The organism is Rahnella sp. CJA17(1/100), from assembly GCF_963881615.1.
GTDB lineage: Bacteria > Pseudomonadota > Gammaproteobacteria > Enterobacterales > Enterobacteriaceae > Rahnella > Rahnella aceris.
The window spans coordinates 64,806-82,981 of sequence record NZ_CAWOJA010000003.1 but is presented as its reverse complement, the minus strand read 5'-3'; the positions used below and the strand labels follow the sequence as shown (position 1 = coordinate 82,981).

General features: G+C 55.4%; 20 protein-coding genes. 8 read left to right on the top strand and 12 right to left on the bottom strand.

What is annotated here, in order from left to right; genetic code table 11:
• Nucleotides 1-151 precede the first annotated feature (151 nt).
• From greB to AACU55_RS02075, 6 genes are all read left to right on the top strand, one after another.
• Nucleotides 152-625, top strand: coding sequence for a transcription elongation factor GreB (greB, locus tag AACU55_RS02100; RefSeq protein WP_013573592.1), 474 nt, complete (start codon nucleotides 152-154; stop codon nucleotides 623-625).
• A gap of 111 nt (nucleotides 626-736) precedes the next feature.
• A complete protein-coding gene (locus tag AACU55_RS02095; protein ID WP_134706567.1) occupies nucleotides 737-3,067 on the top strand; it encodes a Tex family protein in 2,331 nt (776 codons plus the stop codon).
• A gap of 398 nt (nucleotides 3,068-3,465) precedes the next feature.
• Nucleotides 3,466-3,690, top strand: coding sequence for a ferrous iron transporter A (gene feoA / locus AACU55_RS02090; protein ID WP_013573590.1), 225 nt, complete (start codon nucleotides 3,466-3,468; stop codon nucleotides 3,688-3,690).
• Between the two features lie 86 nt (nucleotides 3,691-3,776).
• Entirely contained in the window at nucleotides 3,777-6,095 is a 2,319-nt protein-coding gene (feoB, locus tag AACU55_RS02085) for a Fe(2+) transporter permease subunit FeoB (RefSeq protein ID WP_134706566.1), read from the top strand.
• An 8-nt stretch (nucleotides 6,096-6,103) separates the two neighbouring features.
• Nucleotides 6,104-6,343, top strand: coding sequence for a FeoC-like transcriptional regulator (locus AACU55_RS02080; RefSeq protein WP_013573588.1), 240 nt, complete (start codon nucleotides 6,104-6,106; stop codon nucleotides 6,341-6,343).
• 68 nt (nucleotides 6,344-6,411) lie between these two features.
• Nucleotides 6,412-7,332, top strand: a complete 921-nt coding sequence (locus AACU55_RS02075) for a LysR family transcriptional regulator (RefSeq protein WP_013573587.1) — start codon at nucleotides 6,412-6,414, stop codon at nucleotides 7,330-7,332.
• Here the strand turns inward: AACU55_RS02075 and AACU55_RS02070 are convergent.
• The 12 genes from AACU55_RS02070 to bioH all read right to left on the bottom strand — a co-directional run bounded on the left by AACU55_RS02070 (nucleotide 7,312) and on the right by bioH (nucleotide 16,753).
• Nucleotides 7,312-7,578, bottom strand: a complete 267-nt coding sequence (locus AACU55_RS02070; protein ID WP_013573586.1) for a DUF2442 domain-containing protein — start codon at nucleotides 7,576-7,578, stop codon at nucleotides 7,312-7,314. The two genes, AACU55_RS02075 and AACU55_RS02070, sit on opposite strands and share 21 nt — an antisense overlap.
• Nucleotides 7,562-7,801, bottom strand: a complete 240-nt coding sequence (locus tag AACU55_RS02065; protein WP_013573585.1) for a DUF4160 domain-containing protein — start codon at nucleotides 7,799-7,801, stop codon at nucleotides 7,562-7,564. Before AACU55_RS02065 ends, AACU55_RS02070 begins: the two co-directional genes overlap by 17 nt.
• 100 nt (nucleotides 7,802-7,901) lie before the next feature.
• A complete protein-coding gene (mdcH, locus tag AACU55_RS02060; protein ID WP_134706565.1) occupies nucleotides 7,902-8,837 on the bottom strand; it encodes a malonate decarboxylase subunit epsilon in 936 nt (311 codons plus the stop codon).
• 27 nt (nucleotides 8,838-8,864) lie between these two features.
• On the bottom strand, nucleotides 8,865-9,491 hold the full coding sequence (locus tag AACU55_RS02055; protein WP_134706564.1) for a malonate decarboxylase holo-ACP synthase: 627 nt from the start codon (nucleotides 9,489-9,491) through the stop codon (nucleotides 8,865-8,867).
• 17 nt (nucleotides 9,492-9,508) lie between these two features.
• Nucleotides 9,509-10,471, bottom strand: coding sequence for an AEC family transporter (locus tag AACU55_RS02050; protein ID WP_013573582.1), 963 nt, complete (start codon nucleotides 10,469-10,471; stop codon nucleotides 9,509-9,511).
• A 190-nt stretch (nucleotides 10,472-10,661) separates the two neighbouring features.
• Nucleotides 10,662-11,477, bottom strand: a complete 816-nt coding sequence (gene mdcE / locus AACU55_RS02045) for a biotin-independent malonate decarboxylase subunit gamma (protein ID WP_134706563.1) — start codon at nucleotides 11,475-11,477, stop codon at nucleotides 10,662-10,664.
• Nucleotides 11,474-12,316 carry a biotin-independent malonate decarboxylase subunit beta gene (locus AACU55_RS02040; protein WP_134706562.1) on the bottom strand — a complete coding sequence of 281 codons (843 nt, stop codon included), beginning with the start codon at nucleotides 12,314-12,316 and terminating at the stop codon, nucleotides 11,474-11,476. Before AACU55_RS02040 ends, mdcE begins: the two co-directional genes overlap by 4 nt.
• Complete coding sequence (locus AACU55_RS02035) at nucleotides 12,306-12,608, bottom strand: malonate decarboxylase subunit delta (RefSeq protein WP_013573579.1); 303 nt, start codon at nucleotides 12,606-12,608, stop codon at nucleotides 12,306-12,308. The genes AACU55_RS02040 and AACU55_RS02035 overlap by 11 nt, the downstream gene beginning before the upstream one ends.
• Before the next feature lie 40 nt (nucleotides 12,609-12,648).
• On the bottom strand, nucleotides 12,649-13,506 hold the full coding sequence (locus AACU55_RS02030) for a triphosphoribosyl-dephospho-CoA synthase (protein WP_134706561.1): 858 nt from the start codon (nucleotides 13,504-13,506) through the stop codon (nucleotides 12,649-12,651).
• 5 nt (nucleotides 13,507-13,511) lie between these two features.
• Nucleotides 13,512-15,173, bottom strand: coding sequence for a malonate decarboxylase subunit alpha (gene mdcA, locus AACU55_RS02025; RefSeq protein WP_013573577.1), 1,662 nt, complete (start codon nucleotides 15,171-15,173; stop codon nucleotides 13,512-13,514).
• 307 nt (nucleotides 15,174-15,480) lie between these two features.
• On the bottom strand, nucleotides 15,481-15,750 hold the full coding sequence (locus tag AACU55_RS02020) for a YdgH/BhsA/McbA-like domain containing protein (RefSeq protein ID WP_014333504.1): 270 nt from the start codon (nucleotides 15,748-15,750) through the stop codon (nucleotides 15,481-15,483).
• A 220-nt stretch (nucleotides 15,751-15,970) separates the two neighbouring features.
• Nucleotides 15,971-16,753 carry a pimeloyl-ACP methyl ester esterase BioH gene (gene bioH / locus AACU55_RS02015; protein ID WP_013573575.1) on the bottom strand — a complete coding sequence of 261 codons (783 nt, stop codon included), beginning with the start codon at nucleotides 16,751-16,753 and terminating at the stop codon, nucleotides 15,971-15,973.
• 46 nt (nucleotides 16,754-16,799) lie between these two features.
• On the opposite strand from bioH, the gene gntX reads away from it, so the two are divergent.
• Together gntX and nfuA are read left to right on the top strand one after the other, a co-directional pair.
• The gene (gntX, locus tag AACU55_RS02010) at nucleotides 16,800-17,489 is read left to right on the top strand and encodes a DNA utilization protein GntX (RefSeq protein ID WP_013573574.1); all 690 of its coding nucleotides are present in this window, start codon (nucleotides 16,800-16,802) and stop codon (nucleotides 17,487-17,489) included.
• A gap of 97 nt (nucleotides 17,490-17,586) precedes the next feature.
• Complete coding sequence (nfuA, locus tag AACU55_RS02005) at nucleotides 17,587-18,162, top strand: Fe-S biogenesis protein NfuA (protein WP_013573573.1); 576 nt, start codon at nucleotides 17,587-17,589, stop codon at nucleotides 18,160-18,162.
• Nucleotides 18,163-18,176: the final 14 nt, after the last annotated feature.

The window sequence follows — 18,176 nt, the reverse complement described above, 5'->3', positions numbered from 1 at the left end:
CGCATTGCGCCGCAGGATAATGATTATTCGCCTAAAAAGCCATCAGATAAAGCGTAGCAGCAACCGGGGATTTCCGGCTGATTTCTGCGCTGCCAGCGACACGATTGTGTGAAACAATAGCGCGAGGATTTTGCGCAAAGCGACAGGTGACATGAAGACGAAACTGATTACCCGTGAAGGCTACGACAAGCTCAAAACTGAACTGGATTTCCTGTGGCGCGATGAACGCCCCGAAGTGACCAAAAAGGTCACCTGGGCTGCAAGCCTGGGCGACCGCAGTGAAAATGCCGATTACCAGTACAATAAGAAACGGCTGCGTGAAATCGACCGCCGCATCCGCTATCTGACCAAATGCATGGAACAGTTGCGCATCGTCGATTATTCACCGCAACAGGACGGCAAAGTGTTCTTTGGTGCCTGGGTGGAAGTCGAAAATGACGACGGCGACATCAAGCGTTTCCGCATTGTCGGATATGACGAAATTTTTGGCCGTAAAGACTACATTTCTATCGACTCGCCGATGGCGCGCGCGCTGTTGAAAAAAGAAGTCGGCGACAGTCTGGTGGTCACCACGCCGGTTGGCGACGCGACCTGGTACGTCAATGAGATTGACTACGGGAAATGATCAGCTAACTCTCAAAACACGCAGGCGGACAGCCTGATGACTGGCATTTTATGTCTTCAAACCGTATAACTGTGCCCTGCTTTTTAAACGAAAAAAACTGATATCAGACCTATGAATGATCAACTGAGCCGCATTATCGCAAGTGAATTGCAGGTTCGCCCGGAGCAGGTTGCTTCCGTGGTGCGTCTGCTGGATGAAGGTAATACCGTGCCGTTTATTGCGCGGTATCGTAAGGAAGTCACCGGTGGGTTGGACGATACCCAACTGCGTCAGTTGGACACCCGTCTGGGTTATCTGCGGGAGCTGGAAGACCGCCGCCAGACCATCCTCAAATCTATCGAGGAACAGGGCAAACTCAGCGACGACCTGGCAAAAGCCATTAATACCACGCTGAGCAAAACCGAGCTGGAAGACCTTTACCTGCCGTTCAAACCCAAGCGCCGCACCCGCGGACAAATCGCTATCGAAGCCGGTCTGGAGCCGCTGGCCGAATTGCTGTGGAACGATCCGCAAAACGAGCCGGACGCTGCTGCCGCAAAATTCATTGATGCCGATAAAGGCGTGGCCGACACCAAAGCTGCCCTTGATGGCGCACGTTACATTCTGATGGAGCGTTTCGCTGAAGATGCCGCGCTGCTGGCGAAAGTCCGCGATTACCTGTGGAAAAACGCCCATCTGACGTCCCGTATGGTGGAAGGTAAAGAGCAGGAAGGCGCGAAATTCCGCGACTATTTCGACCATCACGAACCGATTTCTCAGGTGCCTTCGCACCGCGCGCTGGCGATGTTCCGCGGCCGCAACGAAGGTATCTTACAACTGGCGCTGAATGCCGATCCGCAGCATGACGAGCCGCCAAAAGAAAGCTATGCCGAACAACTGATCATCGACCATCTGGGCCTGCGCCTGAACAACGCGCCTGCTGACGTCTGGCGTCGTGCCGTGGTCAACTGGACATGGCGTATCAAAGTGCTGCTGCACCTCGAAACCGAGCTGATGGGCACCGTGCGCGAACGCGCCGAAGATGAAGCGATCAACGTTTTTGCCCGCAACATGCACGATTTGCTGATGGCCGCCCCCGCCGGTATGCGCGCCACTATGGGTCTGGATCCGGGTTTACGTACCGGTGTAAAAGTCGCCGTTGTGGATAACACCGGCAAACTGGTGGATATCGATACCGTTTATCCCCATACCGGTCAGGCTGCAAAAGCCGCACAACAGGTTGCCGCGCTGTGCATCAAACATAATGTCGAACTGGTGGCGATCGGTAATGGCACCGCGTCCCGCGAGACCGAGCGTTTCTTCCTTGAGCTGCAAAAACAGTTCCCGGCGGTAAAAGCGCAGAAAGTGATTGTCAGTGAAGCCGGTGCATCGGTGTATTCCGCCTCCGAACTGGCGGCGCTGGAATTCCCGGATCTGGACGTTTCGATTCGTGGTGCTGTTTCCATTGCGCGACGTCTGCAAGATCCGCTGGCTGAACTGGTGAAAATCGACCCGAAATCCATCGGTGTTGGTCAGTATCAGCACGACGTCAGCCAGTCTCAGCTGGCGAAAAAACTCGATACCGTGGTCGAAGACTGTGTGAACGCCGTGGGTGTCGATCTCAATACTGCATCCGTTCCCCTGCTGACCCGCGTGGCCGGTCTGACACGCATGATGGCGCAGAATATCGTTAACTGGCGCGACGAAAACGGTCAGTTCCGTAACCGCGAACAGTTGCTGAAAGTCAGCCGTCTGGGGCCAAAAGCCTTTGAGCAATGCGCGGGCTTCCTGCGTATCAACCACGGCGACAACCCGCTTGATGCCTCGACAGTTCACCCGGAAACCTATCCGGTAGTGGAACGCATTCTGGCGGCAACACAGCTGGCGCTGAAAGAACTGATGGGCGATTCCAATGTGCTGCGCGGCCTGAAAGCCAGCGAATTCACCGATGAGCAGTTCGGTGTGCCGACGGTCACCGACATTATCAAAGAGCTGGAAAAACCGGGGCACGATCCGCGTCCAGAGTTTAAAACCGCGACCTTTGCCGAGGGCGTGGAAACCATGAACGACCTGATGCCGGGCATGATCCTCGAAGGCTCTGTCACTAACGTCACCAACTTTGGTGCGTTCGTCGATATTGGTGTCCATCAGGACGGCCTGGTTCACATCTCGTCACTGGCGAACAAATTCGTCGAAGATCCCCACACGGTGGTGAAAGCGGGCGACATCGTCAAAGTCAAAGTGATGGAAGTCGATCTGCAACGCAAACGTATCGCGCTGACCATGCGACTGGACGAGCAACCGGGCGAAGCACCCGCGCGCCGTTCTTCCGCGCCAGCGTCAGATTCACGAGACAATCAGAAACGCCACGCGCCAAACAAACCGTCGGGCCACAATGCCGCGCCAGCAGGCAATAACGCGATGGCCGATGCTCTGGCCGCCGCGCTCGGCAAAAAACGTTAATTCTTCGTTTTTCCCCGCCACACCAAAGCCGCTGATATCCAGCGGCTTTTTTTATGTATCTTTTTTCGACACTTTTTAAACTCTGTCTTAATGAATCAATCACTGAGGTAAATCAATAAATCGGCCATCCGGCAGGCATACGATAGCGACGCGGTGGAGATTCCCGTGAAGAGGCACCCCCTCTTTTCTTTTGTCTCCACACGCGTACTAATTATGATAACTATTCTCGTTTGTACTTCTTTGCGTATTCAATACGCCGTCAGCCACAGGCTGACAATTTCGCACCATGGACAATTTCTGAGCAATATTTCGCAGTTAAGTGAGATCACCGGGCACGGAAGCGCGGCGTAACCTTTGTCACGCTGCCCCCAAAATGCCTGAATGCTTCGCGAGGAACTATGCAACTTCAATCAAAACGTGCTTATAAAATTACCGGCTTTTCACACGAAATCAGCCCGGCTTACCGGCAGAAACTGTTGTCACTCGGGATGTTACCGGGGTCATTTTTCAACATTATCCGCGTTGCGCCGATGGGTGATCCGGTACAAATCGAAACCCGCCGTACCAGCCTCGTCGTCCGCAGAAAAGACCTCGATCTCCTCCAGCTCGAGATGATGGCCTGATCCCAACATCAGGCCTTTGACAGTTCATTTTTCGCGGCGGCCCCGGGCTTGCATGTTTACCTTTTCTGACACGTAGATTTTATCGAATGAAACCATTAACGATCGGCCTGATTGGTAACCCAAACTCAGGTAAGACCACGCTTTTCAATCAGTTAACCGGTTCACGCCAGCGTGTCGGTAACTGGGCTGGCGTGACCGTCGAGCGCAAAGAAGGTCAGTTTGCCACCGCAGCGCACCAGATTACGCTGGTGGATTTACCGGGTACCTATTCCCTGACCACCATTTCCGAGCAAACTTCGCTCGATGAACAAATTGCCTGCCATTACATTCTGAGTGGCGACGCGGATCTGATGATCAACGTCGTCGATGCCTCAAACCTCGAGCGCAATTTATACCTGACACTGCAACTGCTGGAACTGGGCGTGCCATGCATCGTGGCGCTGAACATGCTGGATATCGCCAAAATACAGAACATCAATATTGATATCCCTGCGCTGTCTGCTCGTCTGGGTTGCCCGGTGGTGGCGCTGGTTTCTACCCGTGCCAGCGGCATCAAAGAACTGAAAGCCGCCATCGACGAATTGCCACAAGTGGCTGTGCTGGAACGTGTGCAATATCATCCGGTTTTACAACAGGAAGTCGATGTCCTGGCCGCCGAAATGCCGCCAGCCATGGCGCTGCAACAACGCCGCTGGCTGGCACTGCAAATTCTTGAAGGGGATATTTATAGCCAGACGCACGCAGGCAACGCACAGGCATTATTGCCGCAGGTGAAAGCCCGGCTGGCTGAGCAGAAACTGGACGATCCGGCACTGCTGATCGCCGATGCGCGTTATCAGAGCATCGCGGCGCTTTGCGCAGAGATCAGCAACTCCCACCTTACGGCGCCGAATAAACTGACGCAGGTGCTCGATCGCGTGATCCTCAACCGCTTTCTGGGCGTACCGATTTTCCTGCTGGTGATGTATCTGATGTTCGTGCTGGCCATCAACATCGGTGGTGCGTTGCAGCCGATTTTCGATATCGGCTCCGCTGCGATTTTCATTCAGGGCATGCAGTGGATTGGCTTTACCCTGCATTTCCCGCAATGGCTGACCATTTTTCTGGCACAGGGGCTGGGTGGCGGTATCAATACCGTGCTGCCGCTGGTGCCACAAATCGGCATGATGTATCTGTTCCTGTCGTTCCTTGAAGACTCCGGTTATATGGCGCGTGCCGCGTTCGTCATGGACAGGCTGATGCAGTCGCTCGGCCTGCCGGGTAAATCCTTCGTGCCACTGATTGTCGGTTTCGGCTGTAACGTGCCGTCTATTATGGGTGCCCGCACGCTGGATGCGCCGCGTGAAAGGCTGATCACCGTGATGATGGCGCCGTTCATGTCATGCGGCGCACGTCTGGCGATTTTTGCGGTGTTCTCTGCGGCCTTTTTCGGGCAGGACGGCGCATCCGTGGTGTTCTCGCTGTATCTGTTGGGCATCGTGGTCGCTATCCTGACCGGACTGCTGCTGAAATACACCATCATGCGCGGCGAAGCCTCGCCGTTTGTGATGGAACTGCCGGTGTATCACGTACCGCACCTGAAAAGCCTGCTGCTGCAAACATGGCAACGTCTGAAAGGTTTCGTACTGCGCGCCGGTAAGGTAATCGTGATTGCCAGTATTTTCATCGGCGCACTGAACAGTTTCTCGTTCAGCGGCAAGGCGGTGGATAACATCAATGACTCGGCGCTGGCGTCAGTCAGTAAAGTGCTGACACCGGTGCTCTCGCCGATGGGCGTACATCCTGACAACTGGCAGGCGACCGTGGGTCTGGTCACCGGTGCGATGGCAAAAGAGGTGGTGGTCGGTACGCTGAACACGCTATATACCGCCGAACACATCACCAATGAAGCCTTCGATGCGGCCAGCTTCAACCTGTTCGATGAACTGGGCGGCGCGGTGAAAGAAACCTGGCAGGGTCTGAAAGATACCTTCAGCATCAGCGTGCTGTCGAACCCGATCGAAGCCAGCAAAGGCGACGGCGAAATGGGCGTCAGCTCAATGGGCGTCATGAGCACCAAATTTGGTTCGGCGATTTCGGCTTACAGCTACCTGATCTTTGTATTGCTTTACGTGCCTTGCGTCTCGGTGATGGGGGCGATTGCCCGTGAAACCAGCCGTAGCTGGATGACGTTCTCGATCTTCTGGGGGCTAAACGTGGCGTACTCACTGGCAACCCTGTTCTATCAGGCGGCAACGTTCAGCACGCATCCGGCACACAGCGCGGGCATTATCCTGATCGTCCTGATTTTCAATGCCCTCGTCTTAACCGCCCTGCGCAAAGCCCGCAGCCGGGTCAGCGTTCATCTGCAACCGCGCAATGTGGCGGCCTGTTGTAAACCCGCTACCGGCAGCGATTGCCACTAGGAGATGAGATGACCAGTCTGATTCAGGTTCGCGACAGTCTCGCACTGGCCGGGCGGGCAGATGCCCGCCAGCTCAGCCATCAGCTTAATGCACCACAACCGCTGGTGCAGGCGATGCTTGAACGGCTGGTCGCCATGCGCAAAGCAGAAGTGGTCGAAGCTGATGACAGTTGTCTGAGCGGCAGTTGTAAAAGCTGCGCCGACGGCAAGAAATGCCTCACGGTGAGCTATCAGCTCACCCGACACTGATTCAAAGCCTTTCCTGATAGCCGCGTCGCGGCTATCATCACTCCTCGTTTACGCCCGCAGGAGCCTGCATGATCGACAGTGAAATCACCTTCCGTAAACTCGAAATCTTCCTCGCTTATATGGAAAAGCAAAACATCACGCGTACTGCTGAACAACTCGGTCTGAGCAGCGTCAGCGTGCATCGCGCCCTGCATTCACTGGAAGAAGGCTTACGTTGCCCGCTGTTTATCCATCGTGGCCGCAATCTGCTGCCGCTGCCTGCGGCTGAAGCGCTGCTGGAGCACGCGACGCAGGTCATCGAGCAAATGGAACACGGTATCCTGGCGACCCGGCGCGCCGCCGGTTTTGGCGATAAGCGGCTGAAAGTCGGCACGTTATATTCGCTGACGCTGGAAACCATTCCGCGCCTGATCATGGGGCTGAAACTGCGCCGTCCGGAGCTTGAACTGGAACTGGTGATGGGGTCCAACAATGATTTACTGCACAAGCTGGAAGACGGTCAGCTGGATGCCATCCTGATTTCGACCAGTGATTCCAATGTCGATGCCCAGCGTTACGATCAGTTGCCGCTGTTTCAGGACGATATCTTCCTCGCCGCACCGGCCAGCGCAGAACTGATTTCAGAAGGCACAGCGGATTTACGCGATTACAAACAGAAGAAATTCGTGTCGCTGGCCGAAGGGTTCGCCACCTATCACGGCTTTCAGGAAGCCTTTCAGGTCGCCGGTTTCGAACCGGATATCGTGACGCGGGTGAATGATATTTTCTCGATGCTGAGTCTGGTGCAGGCGGGTGTCGGTTACACACTGATTCCCGGCAGGATGAAAGGCGTGTATGAGAATACGGTGAAATTACTGCCACTGGCCGAAGCCTACCAGATGCGCCAGACCATTTCGCTGGTCTTTCCACACAGCCGCGAGCACGACCCGAATCTGCTCGCCCTCGCCGCTGAAAGCCGGATGTATGCGCTAGCGAGCAGAAAGCGCTGACGCATTCGTATGGGTCGCCGGTTTAGCGATCGGCTTTCCCACGATTAAGCCCTCAATGGAAATATCTTCATCCAGAGCATCCCAATGCAAACCATAAGCACTGGTTTCGCAATCCTGACGCTGTGCGGGTGTTGCGTTCAGCAGAACAGGAAATTGCGCCAGCGGCACTGTCAGGATCTGGCCATCTTCAAGAGTCACCCACATTGTACTTTCATCAAAACGAACACTTTTAGGCGAAATATTCATTCCATGCTCCTTGAAATAGTGTCTGATAAACGTTAGTTAACGTTATAATTTCCCTGATCTCTTTGGCAGAAGAACCTGTCTGGCGACATAGGGCAACAGGTGAAAGCCATAGTTTGGCTTCTTTCTGACCAGATCTTACATGAATATGATGCGGTTCAAGAGGATTTCCTTCATTGGAATAGAAGAAAAAACGGTAATTTTTAAAGCGTAGTATCACTGGCATGGCGGTGACCTCCCTGTATAAACGGTCCGATAAAAACAAAAAACCTTTCACTCAGGAAAGGCTTTTATTCCGTAGCATCACCAACCTATCACGCCTTTAATCAGCGTTCGTTTTCCCGTAACCGTGTTGCGAGACGTCGCGCAACCTGCATACCCGACTGGCATAACGACAGCGCTTCGCCCTGCTCCATCGCGCGGCGTGTCAGGCCGCTCAGCACCGCGCCCGGCGGCATTTCAATTGCCAGTCGTACATCGCGCTGATACGCGGCAACCATGGCGTCACGCCAGTTGACAGTACGGGCCATGTTCATCGCCAGGTCGTCAGCGATTTTTTCCGGTTGCCAGTACACACGCCCGGTTGTTCCGCTGAGATAACCGCTGATCGGGCGGGAAATATGAATCTGTTTAAACGCCTCCACCAGTTTTGCCGCAGGCTGATCAAGCAGCGCACAGTGTGACGGCACACTGACCGCCAGCTGATGGGTTTTCTGTGCGCCCTGCGCTTTAGCGAGTTGCATCACCTGCGCCATCGCGGCATCGCTGCCGGCAATTACCAGTTGATCTTCCGCGTTAATATTCGCCAGATATACCGGTGATTCCGCGCTGTTGACCTGCGCCACCAGATCTTCAACCTGCATCTGACGCAGGCCGGTGATCGCCGAGAGGCCAAAGCCCTGCGGATAAGCCTGTTGCATCAGTTCACCGCGCAGTGCGACCAGACGTACAGCATCGCAATAGTCGAGCGCACCGGCAATCACCGCCGCCGGAAACGCGCCAATCGACAGCCCGCTGCAAAAATCGGCTTCGATTCCTTCGGCCTGACATTGTTTTGCCCAGACCACACCGGCAATCAGTAAACACAGTTGTACCGCGCGGGTGGAACGCAGAGCATCGGCGCTGTCGAGCAGCAGAACGTCTTCATCCAGCGCGAGGCTGGCCTGTTCAATGAGGGAATGCGTGAGCGGGTTATCCGGCAGGCGATGCAGCATTTGCGGCACCTGCGGCCCTTGCCCGGGGAAGGTAAATAAGATTTTCATCGTGCTCCTTGCTTCTTTTTGCGGGCCTTAGCCTGCCTGCGATTGCCACGGGTCGCGCACCAGCAACGGGCCGGACGCCGTTTTCAGCATGATGTCACCGCCACGCAGCCATTCGCTGAGGGCAAATCCCCCCTGCGGCGTATTGATCTGAACATCGGCGCGGCAGGGAAGCCGCTGAAGCTGGTCGTAAAAATCGGAAAACTGAGAAGGATCCAGCGGCGTGTCGCAACGGACCAGTAAATCGAGATCGCTGTCGGCATGCATCACCGGCAGGTCACTGACCAGCGCGTAGGCACAACTGCCCGTCACGCCCCACGCGAAAGGCAGTTGCAGACTGCATAACGTAATCAGCGCCTGCACCGGTTGCTGTGACACAAACGGCGAATGCAGTAATGCATTCACGTCGCTGACCAGTGATTCCGGTGTGACAACCCGCTCCACCGCCGCCGGGTCAATCCAGGCGGCGGCTCGCTGAATACGGGTCAGCCCGCGAATACCCACCGGAACCGCACCGTCAGCACGCTTATCGCGACGCACCACCAGCGGCAGCGCAGTGCGCCAGCCGGTGTTTACCCATTCGGGTAAGGTTGTGTCGCTTTGCAGCGCTGAACGGTCGCTTATCCAGACAAAATCATGGGCACGCGGGTCACACATATTCAATCCTTCTTAAATCAATGCAATGCAGCGGTCAGTGAGATAAACAGCGGCAAGGTCACGATACACAATACGGAACTGATCAGCAGTGATGCTTCTGCATCCGGGGACTGCACACCGAAACGGTTACCGAACACGATACCGAAGAAACCGGCAGACAGCGCAATCATCAGGATTGCGGTCACAGCAACCTGACCGCTGAGGCCAAATGCCAGAACCAGACCCCAGGCGATGAACGGCTGGATCAGGTTTTTCGCCACACAAGACAACAACACCGGACCGTTAATTTTCAGTTTACGGGCTGACAGGATCACACCGGTCAGGAACAGCGCAGATGCGGTCGCTGACAACCCCAGCGGCTTGATCGAAGCCAGGAAAATTTCCGGCATTTTAATGCCAATCGCTGACAGGATCACACCCAGCAACGGTGCCCAGACGATCGGTTTTTTCACTGAACGCCACATCAGAACCGGCAGCAATGCCAGGGAAGATCCCTGATTTTCACCACTGAGACGCGCTTTTTCACGTTCAAGGATCAGCAGACAGAATGGTGTCATCAGCACGGAACCGCAGGCGATAGAGACCGCGACGGAAAGTGACGTTGACGGCGCATCCCCCAGCACGCTGCCCAGAATAGGCAAACCCAGTGCCGCATAGTTTGGCAGTGCGACAGTCAGCGTCAGCACCGCCGCGTCCTGCGCGGATTTTTTGAAGACTTTGGTGCAAATAAAGTAAATCGCCGCATAAGTGATCCACATCGCCAGAACCAGCACCAGAATCAGCGGTGATTGTTCCACAATGCCCGCCCACGGGGTTTGTACGGTGGCTGCAAACAGCGCAGCAGGTAAAGCAAAATCCATCACGAAAATATTCAGTAAAGAGACATTCTGGTTATCCACCATTTTCGCTTTCCCGGCGTAAAAACCGAGGATCATGATGACGAAAATAGGGGCAAGCGCGTGCAATATTACGTAAGTCATAGCGTTTTTCCTGAGGCAAAAAATGATTGCTCAGTCGGCGCCGGTGCGATGGTTTTTTTAGTATGACAGTCCAGTTGCAGACAACAGCAGGCCCTCGCCCGGACGGTATGTCAGGGCGGGAACCCGCAATGCGGCTGCGTCACGCTGTTTGCAGGTGCGTTACCGGTTGAGACTGAAAGTTGTTAACGAATTACCATTCCTGGCGCATCTGCTGGCGAACGCGCTGGGAACTTGCGCGGTTTTCTGCACCCAGACGGTTGCTGAGGCTAACGCCTTCTTTGCGTGCGTCCTGGATGTTTTGCCAGACAACGTTTTGCACGTTGCTGATGTCGTCGGGTGTGGCCTTGTCCGGGTCAGCGATGTCGAGTAATTGCGACAGCAGGCCCAGCGTGGCGTAGTTTTCGATGTCGTAAGCCATCGGCGGAATGGTGGCAGCCAGTTTTTCCAGCGCATCCACAGAACGTAAGGTGATACGTGCGGCAGATTCTTTACCCATCGCGTGGATCATCACGCCGTTGTTTTTGAAGGCGATCAGTTTGTTAGCCTGATAACCGTGCGCCAGAAACGCACCGGACATCGCTTTACCGACAATCAGCCCGACCACCGGATGCCCGGCCAGACGCGCTTTGGCGTAAGCGCCTGCGGCACCGGCCAGCGCCTGATGGATACCGAATGCTTCTTCGCGGCGACCATAAGCCTGACTTGGTACGTCGATGACCGCCACGATGGCGCGTTTGGTGCTGGCATCAGCGTCGGCGTCAATCACGTCGTTAACGACTTTTGCCAGATTCCAGCCTTCGAGCAAACCGACTTCGCCGCCCGCTGCACGCGGATACTGGTTATTTTTGTCCGGCACCACGGCGATGAAACGTACCGGCTGGTCATTCATTTTGCCATCAGCCGCTTTCACGGAAGGGCAAAGACCGGTTACCGGTGTGGCATCTTTGGTCAGTTCAGCGAACCAGTAATCACCCCGGCTCACGGCGTTGTTATTGATGTTGCTCATGCGCGCTCCTCCCGGTTAAACAGGGTTTCCGTCACTTCACGGCTGGCCTGCTGCGCGGTGTCAAAACCGGTCAGTTTTGGCAGGTAATAATCATAATTATCAGAACGATGTGTCGCAGGTACGCTCGCTTTAATAAAGGCCAGCACGCTGTCTTTCACTTCATTCAGGGAATCTTTTACCAGCGCATCAACAAACCCGCTGTGATAGCGCACTTCGCCACCGGTCATGCTCCAGATAAACGGACGGTCGCGGGAATCGTATTCATCGATACCGGCTTCCTGTTCGATAACCTGCGGACCGTTCAGTCCCAGACGGGCTTCGCGGGTGACAATCAGATAGCTGCACAGTGCGGCGGCAATCGACATCCCGCCAAAGCAACCAACAGTACCGGCAACGACGCCGATCACCGGCGTATAGCGGCGTAAATCCACAATGGCGGCGTGAATGTCAGCGATCGCGGCAAGACCAAGATTGGCTTCCTGCAAACGCACACCGCCGGTTTCCAGCAGCAGAACGGCCTGCGTCGGGATGCCGTTACGGTTATCTTCTGCAGCCAGTTCCAGCGCAGCGGCCATTTTGGCACCGGACACTTCGCCCATGCTGCCACCCTGGAAGCTGCCTTCAATCGCCACAACCACGGCGGGCTGGCCGTTAATCTGACCTTTGGCGACGACCATGCCGTCATCGGCCTGCGGCACGATGCCCTGCGGTTCCAGCCACGGAGACATAATGCGTTCGAACGGCCCGAGCAGTTCGCGGAAAGTGCCGTCGTCCAGCAGTTTGCGGGCGCGCTGACGGGCGCTCAGTTCGATAAAGCTCTGATCAGTATCAGTTGGCATTTTCTGCCTCCTCAAAGACCTGTTCGATACGCAGACGGGCAACCCCGGGTGTGGCGCCAAAATCATTGATGTCCAGACGGCCTGCCGGTAATTCACGCAGCGCGCTCAGACGGTTAAAAAAGTTCTGCCATAAGGTATGGCTGCCGTCGACCGAGGTGGTGACGATAATGTTCAGTTCATTGACTGTTTTTGGTTCATACAGCGCTTCTAAATCGCCGGAACCTACCACGCCTGCTTCGGCACGGCCTGCCAGCGGTTTTGCCGCCGGGTAGTTAAATTCAAAACGTTCCATAACACCTCTTTGTACTGATGTTAGTTAATGCGTATCCGGTTCAGACCACGCTGACGCGGTCAAGAAACAGCGTCGCAGCCAGTAAATCAGCGGCACCGCCGGGCGATGTGTTGTCCGCCAGCATCCGGTGTTCGAGATGGCGCAACCGTTGTTTGCCCGCCATCGTGCTGGTGCCACCGGCTTCCAGCACGGCCTGCGCGCCCTGATGCATGGCTTCCAGCGCCGGTAAGCCACCGCGTGACAGCACGCAGGTGTCGGCCAGTGTGGACATCACCGCCAGTAAGGCATCGACCTGCGCTTCGCTTTCGCTGGCGCCGTGTGCCCGGCTGTGATGAAGCTGCGGCAGTGCACAACCGATAATGTGCGGGAAACCGCTTTGCGCCTCTTCGCGTGCACCCGGCACCTGATAACGCTGCACGGCGTGCGAACCTTTACTGAATTTTTTCGGGCTGAAAGCATCGGGTAACGCTGCAATTTTCGCGGCACGCTGCGCAATACTTTGCGGCAGCAAACGTTCCGGTTGCATGGCAACGGCGCTGACCAGCAACCCCATCGCCCAGATAGCGCCCCGGTGAGTATTCACGCCGCCGGTTTCCGCCATCATCTGCGCTTCGCCAGCACGACCTAAACGGCCCACTTCCTGACGCAGGGCGATATCCGCCGGGCGCTGCCAGCTGTGTAAAGCCAGCAAATAGAACGTGGACGTCAGGCTGCGCGCCGAACGCACCATCAGATCTAAACTTAAATCCTGATGGGCACCGGCACTCCGGCTGTCTACCAGCCCCGGTTTCGGGCTAAGCCGCGCTTCGTCGATCAGCGCCTGCGTCGCCGTTTCTGCCAGCCTTTCGGCCAGTTCTTCCGCTGTGAGCAGAGCGCCAGTCGTTAAAGTCTGCGGCATAGTGATCACCAGCTACGGAATTTGGCTGGCGGGTTATACAAGCCGCCGGACCAGTCAACCAGCTCGCTCACGCTGCCTGCCGCCAGTAATGAACGGGTGGCGTCGGTGCGGCGGATGCCCATATCTTCCGGGAAGACCACCAGTTCCTGACGGCGCAGGTCGGCGACGCGTTTGGCGTCAACGCCCAGACCGATGTCAGTGATACCGGCAACTGCCGCCACCATCGCACGGCGTTCTTCGAGAGAACGGGCGCGGTAAAGATAGGCGATACCTTCTTCGGTCAGCACGTGGGTCACGTCGTCGCCGTAAATCATCACCGGCGCCAGCGGCATACCGGATTCTTTACCCACATCAACGGCTTCGAGTTTCTCAACGAATGTCGGTTTGCCACCGGCCTGGAAAGTTTCCACCATCTGTACGACCAGTTTTTTACCGCGAGCCATCGGGTCCGGCTCTTCAATCATGTCGAGCCAGGCTGGCGTGGAGTGACGGCGACCGTGCGGATCATGACCCATGTTAGGCGCGCCACCGAAACCGGCCAGACGACCACGGGTCACGGTTGACGAGTTCGCCAGCCCGTCAACCTGCAAGGTCGAACCGATGAACATGTCTACCGCGTACTGACCTGCCATCTGGCAGAACGCGCGGTTGGAGCGCATAGAACCGTCGGAGCCGGTGAAGAACACGTCAGGACGGGCGCGGATATATTCTTCCATCCCCATTTCGCCGCCGAAGCAGTGAACGGTTTCCACCCAGCCGCTTTCAATCGCCGGGATCAGCGTCGGATGCGGGTTCAGTGTCCAGTGTTTACAGATTTTGCCGCGCAGGCCGAGCTGTTCGCCGTAAGTGGGCAGCAGCAGTTCGATAGCGGCGGTGTTAAAACCGATACCGTGGTTGAGCGACTGCACGTTGTGTTTGGCGTAGATGCCTTTAATGGCCATCATGGCCATCAGCACGTGAACCGGTTTGATCAGGCGCGGGTCACGGGTGAACAGCGGTTCGATGAAGAATGGCTTGTCGGCGACGACCACGAAATCGATCCAGTCGCCCGGAATATCGACGCGCGGCAGATCAGTGTCTTCTTCAACCAGTTCGTTGACCTGCGCAATCACGATACCGTTTTTGAAGGCTGCGGCTTCGACCAGCGCCGGGGTGTCTTCGGTGCTTGCGCCGGTATACAGATTGCCTTTGCGGTCAGCTTTGAAACCGGCGATCAGTGCGATGTTCGGCACCAGATCGACGTAAAGGCGGGAATACAGTTCGATATAGGTGTGGATCGCACCGATTTCCATCTGACCGTCTTCCAGCAACTGCGCGATACGCAGGCTTTGCGGACCGGAGAACGCAAAATCGAGCTTACGGGCGATGCCACGTTCAAAGAGATCCAGATGTTCAGCGCGGCTGACGCTCGGCATGATCATATGTAAATCATGCAGCTTTTCAGGATTCACTTTCGCCAGTGATCGGGAAAGGAAGTCAGCTTGTTTTTGGTTGTTACCCTCCATCACCACGCGGTCGCCGGAGGCAATCAGCGTTTCGAGGATGGGGATAATTTTATCTGTGGGTAAAACTTTACCCTCTGCCACGGAACGGACACTGTCGATACGCCGTTGTTTTTCATTGCGGCGGGTGTCCCACACTTTCGTGGTCTGCGGATGTTGCGGCATGCCAAACCTCCCTGGGTTGAGCTTGCTGAATCTTTCCCGGCGTGATGAAACAAGAGGCATTGGGAAGTTCAGTCAAGTGGCGGTTGCATCACATTTGACCTGTTTTGATAGCCTGCTAAGTGTAAACAGCGAAGAATATTGCATCAATTAAGCGTCCGGACACTTCGTTACGCTGAGAGTAACGGTCTGACGTATTTCTTTAAAAACAAATTGATACAGAACAAAGAAAGAGAAGGAGCGCACAGAAAACGGGAATAAAAAAGGGATGCACAAAGGCATCCCGGGGTTCAGAGCGGCATAAAAGCGATTATTTGAAGACTTCAGCCGTTGCGGTGATTTTCTTCTTCTCCTGAGCCGCAATCACCACATAGTATTTGCCGCCCTTCTCATCAGCCAGTTTGGACAGTTCTTCTTTCGCATCCATTGGCGCAGTGTATTCATTGCTGGTCGTGACCACGCCCAGACTGGTGTAACCCTTATCTTTGGCTTCTTCTTTCGAGATCATCTCTGCCGCCATCGCGTTGAGTGAGAATAACCCTGTCAGAATTGCCGCAACGATAATTTTGTTTGATTTCATGACATAACCTCTAAATTGGATGAATAGTTCTCAAAGAAAGCAGTCAGGATATGAACAGCGGGTGTATCTGCGCTGGCATGACCTTCATGGTTAAACGCCAGTAAACTCCCCAGAGACGCAAACAGGCTCGCGTAACAACTTACGCCCACCTTTCACCCCGTCATCATCGGCTTAAGTATTAGTCACCCTTGAGAATTAGCCAGAAAATTGAAAAAAATATTTACATTGGCTTGCAGTCTGCAATCAGGAAACGCTCGACAAGTTCACAAAACCTATCAGGGTGGGAGATAAACGGCGCATGTGCAGCCTTTTCAACGACTTCCGAACAGGAATCGGGCAGAATCGCATCCATCAGCGGCACCATTTTTCTCGGTACCAGCCCGTCGAGCGCACCGTAAATACGCAGGACTGGCAAGGTCAGTTGCGTCACCGGCTGGCGCAAATCCACGTTGCGTAAAATCTCCAGCCCGCCATTGAGCACGGCAACCGGCGGCATCGGCAGATTCAGAACGATCGATTTAAGCAGCCGCGCATCCTGACGGGCGCTGTCGCTGCCCAGCGTCTGCAGCGCCAGAAAACGCTCAACCGTGCGCTGGAAATCTTCACTTAACTGATGCTGAAAACCCTGCAATACGTCCGGGCGGATCCCCGGCCAGTTTTCATGAGCGGCAAAACAGGGCGATGATGCCACGGTAATCAGTTTTTCCACGCGCTGCGGCGCACTCAGGGCTATCTGGCTGGCCACCAGGCCGCCCAGCGACCAGCCAAGTAATGCGCTTTTCTCCGGCATTGCGGCAAGCACGGTTTCCGCCATCTCTTCCAGCGTCATCGCCCCGAAACCCTCACTGCGGCCATAGCCCGGCAGATCAATCAGATGCAGACAAAATTGCGGCGCAAGTCGCTCTGCCGTGTAACGCCACACTTCGGCATTCAGCCCCCATCCGTGAAGCAGCACAAGATGGCGATCTCCTTCGCCGATAGTCTCCCGGTAAAGCGTATTCATAGCGTATTGTCCGTGTCTGTCTGATTGGCAAAAGGAACCCGCCGCTATGCTAACAATTGCCAGCCGCTGTTGGCTATGCCAGTGTCCGCTGCATCTCCCGGTTCAGGGCATTTGCAGTTTGTGCATGAAACATCTGCCGGTCGCACCGCCCTGCTGCCTGCGCTGCGGATTGCCCTCTTCCGGGGGCCATGCCGATTGCGGACGTTGTCTGTTAAAACCCCCACCGTGGGATGCGATGATCTTCGCCAGCCCTTATGAAATGCCGGTGAGCGGGCTGGTTTTGCGGTTCAAATTCTCCAGGCAACCGGAACTCGACACCACACTTGCCCGTTTACTTTTTCTGCGCTGGCAGGAACGCTACCGGATGAGCAATCTGCCCAGACCCGACGTGCTTCTCAGCGTGCCGCTGCATCAGAAGCGCTATTTCTCGCGCGGGTATAATCAGAGTGAATTGCTCGCGAAGCCGCTGGCACGCTGGCTGCATTGCCAATATCTGCCCGATGCCCTGAGCCGCAACCGGCGCACGCCGCCGCAGCAAAGTCTGACCGAGCACGAGAGAAAGTGGAATTTGCGCAAAGCCTTCACATGCCATGCCAGCCTGCGCGATAAGCACGTGATGTTGCTCGATGATGTGGTCACCACCGGCAGTACTGTCAGGGAAATCAGCAAGATTCTGCGTAATCAGGGCGTTGCTTCGCTGCAAATTGCCTGTATTTGCCGGACTTTACAGGCGTAAGCACGTGCTGCTAACACACTGGCAACGTGAAGGGTGACGGGTAAAAACAAAGGGCGTATTATAACCAACTAGAGTAGTCAACTATTGAGCGAATGTTATGATCCTTATTACCGATGCTGCCCAAGAGCACTTTGCCAAATTGCTGGCAAGCCAGGAAGAAGGCACCCAAATCCGCGTATTCGTGATCAATCCCGGTACGCCAACCGCAGAATGCGGTGTCTCCTATTGCCCACCTGACGCCGTAGAAGCGACGGATACCGAACTCAAGTTCGAGAAACTGTCTGCTTTCATTGATGAATTAAGCGCGCCTTATCTGCAAGACGCCGTGATCGACTTCGTCACCGATCAGCTCGGTTCCCAGCTCACGCTGAAGGCTCCGAACGCCAAAATGCGTAAAGTCTCTGACGATGCGCCGCTGATGGAACGTGTTGAATATCAGTTGCAGTCGCAGATTAACCCGCAGTTAGCCAGCCACGGTGGTCGTGTTTCCCTGATGGAAATCACCGACGACGGCATCGCTATCCTGCAATTCGGCGGCGGTTGCAACGGCTGTTCGATGATTGATGTCACCCTGAAAGACGGCATCGAGAAAGAACTGCTGCAAAACTTCCCTGAGCTGAAAGGCGTTCGCGACCTGACTGAACACCAGCGCGGCGAGCACTCCTTCTACTGATCACCTGCTGATCA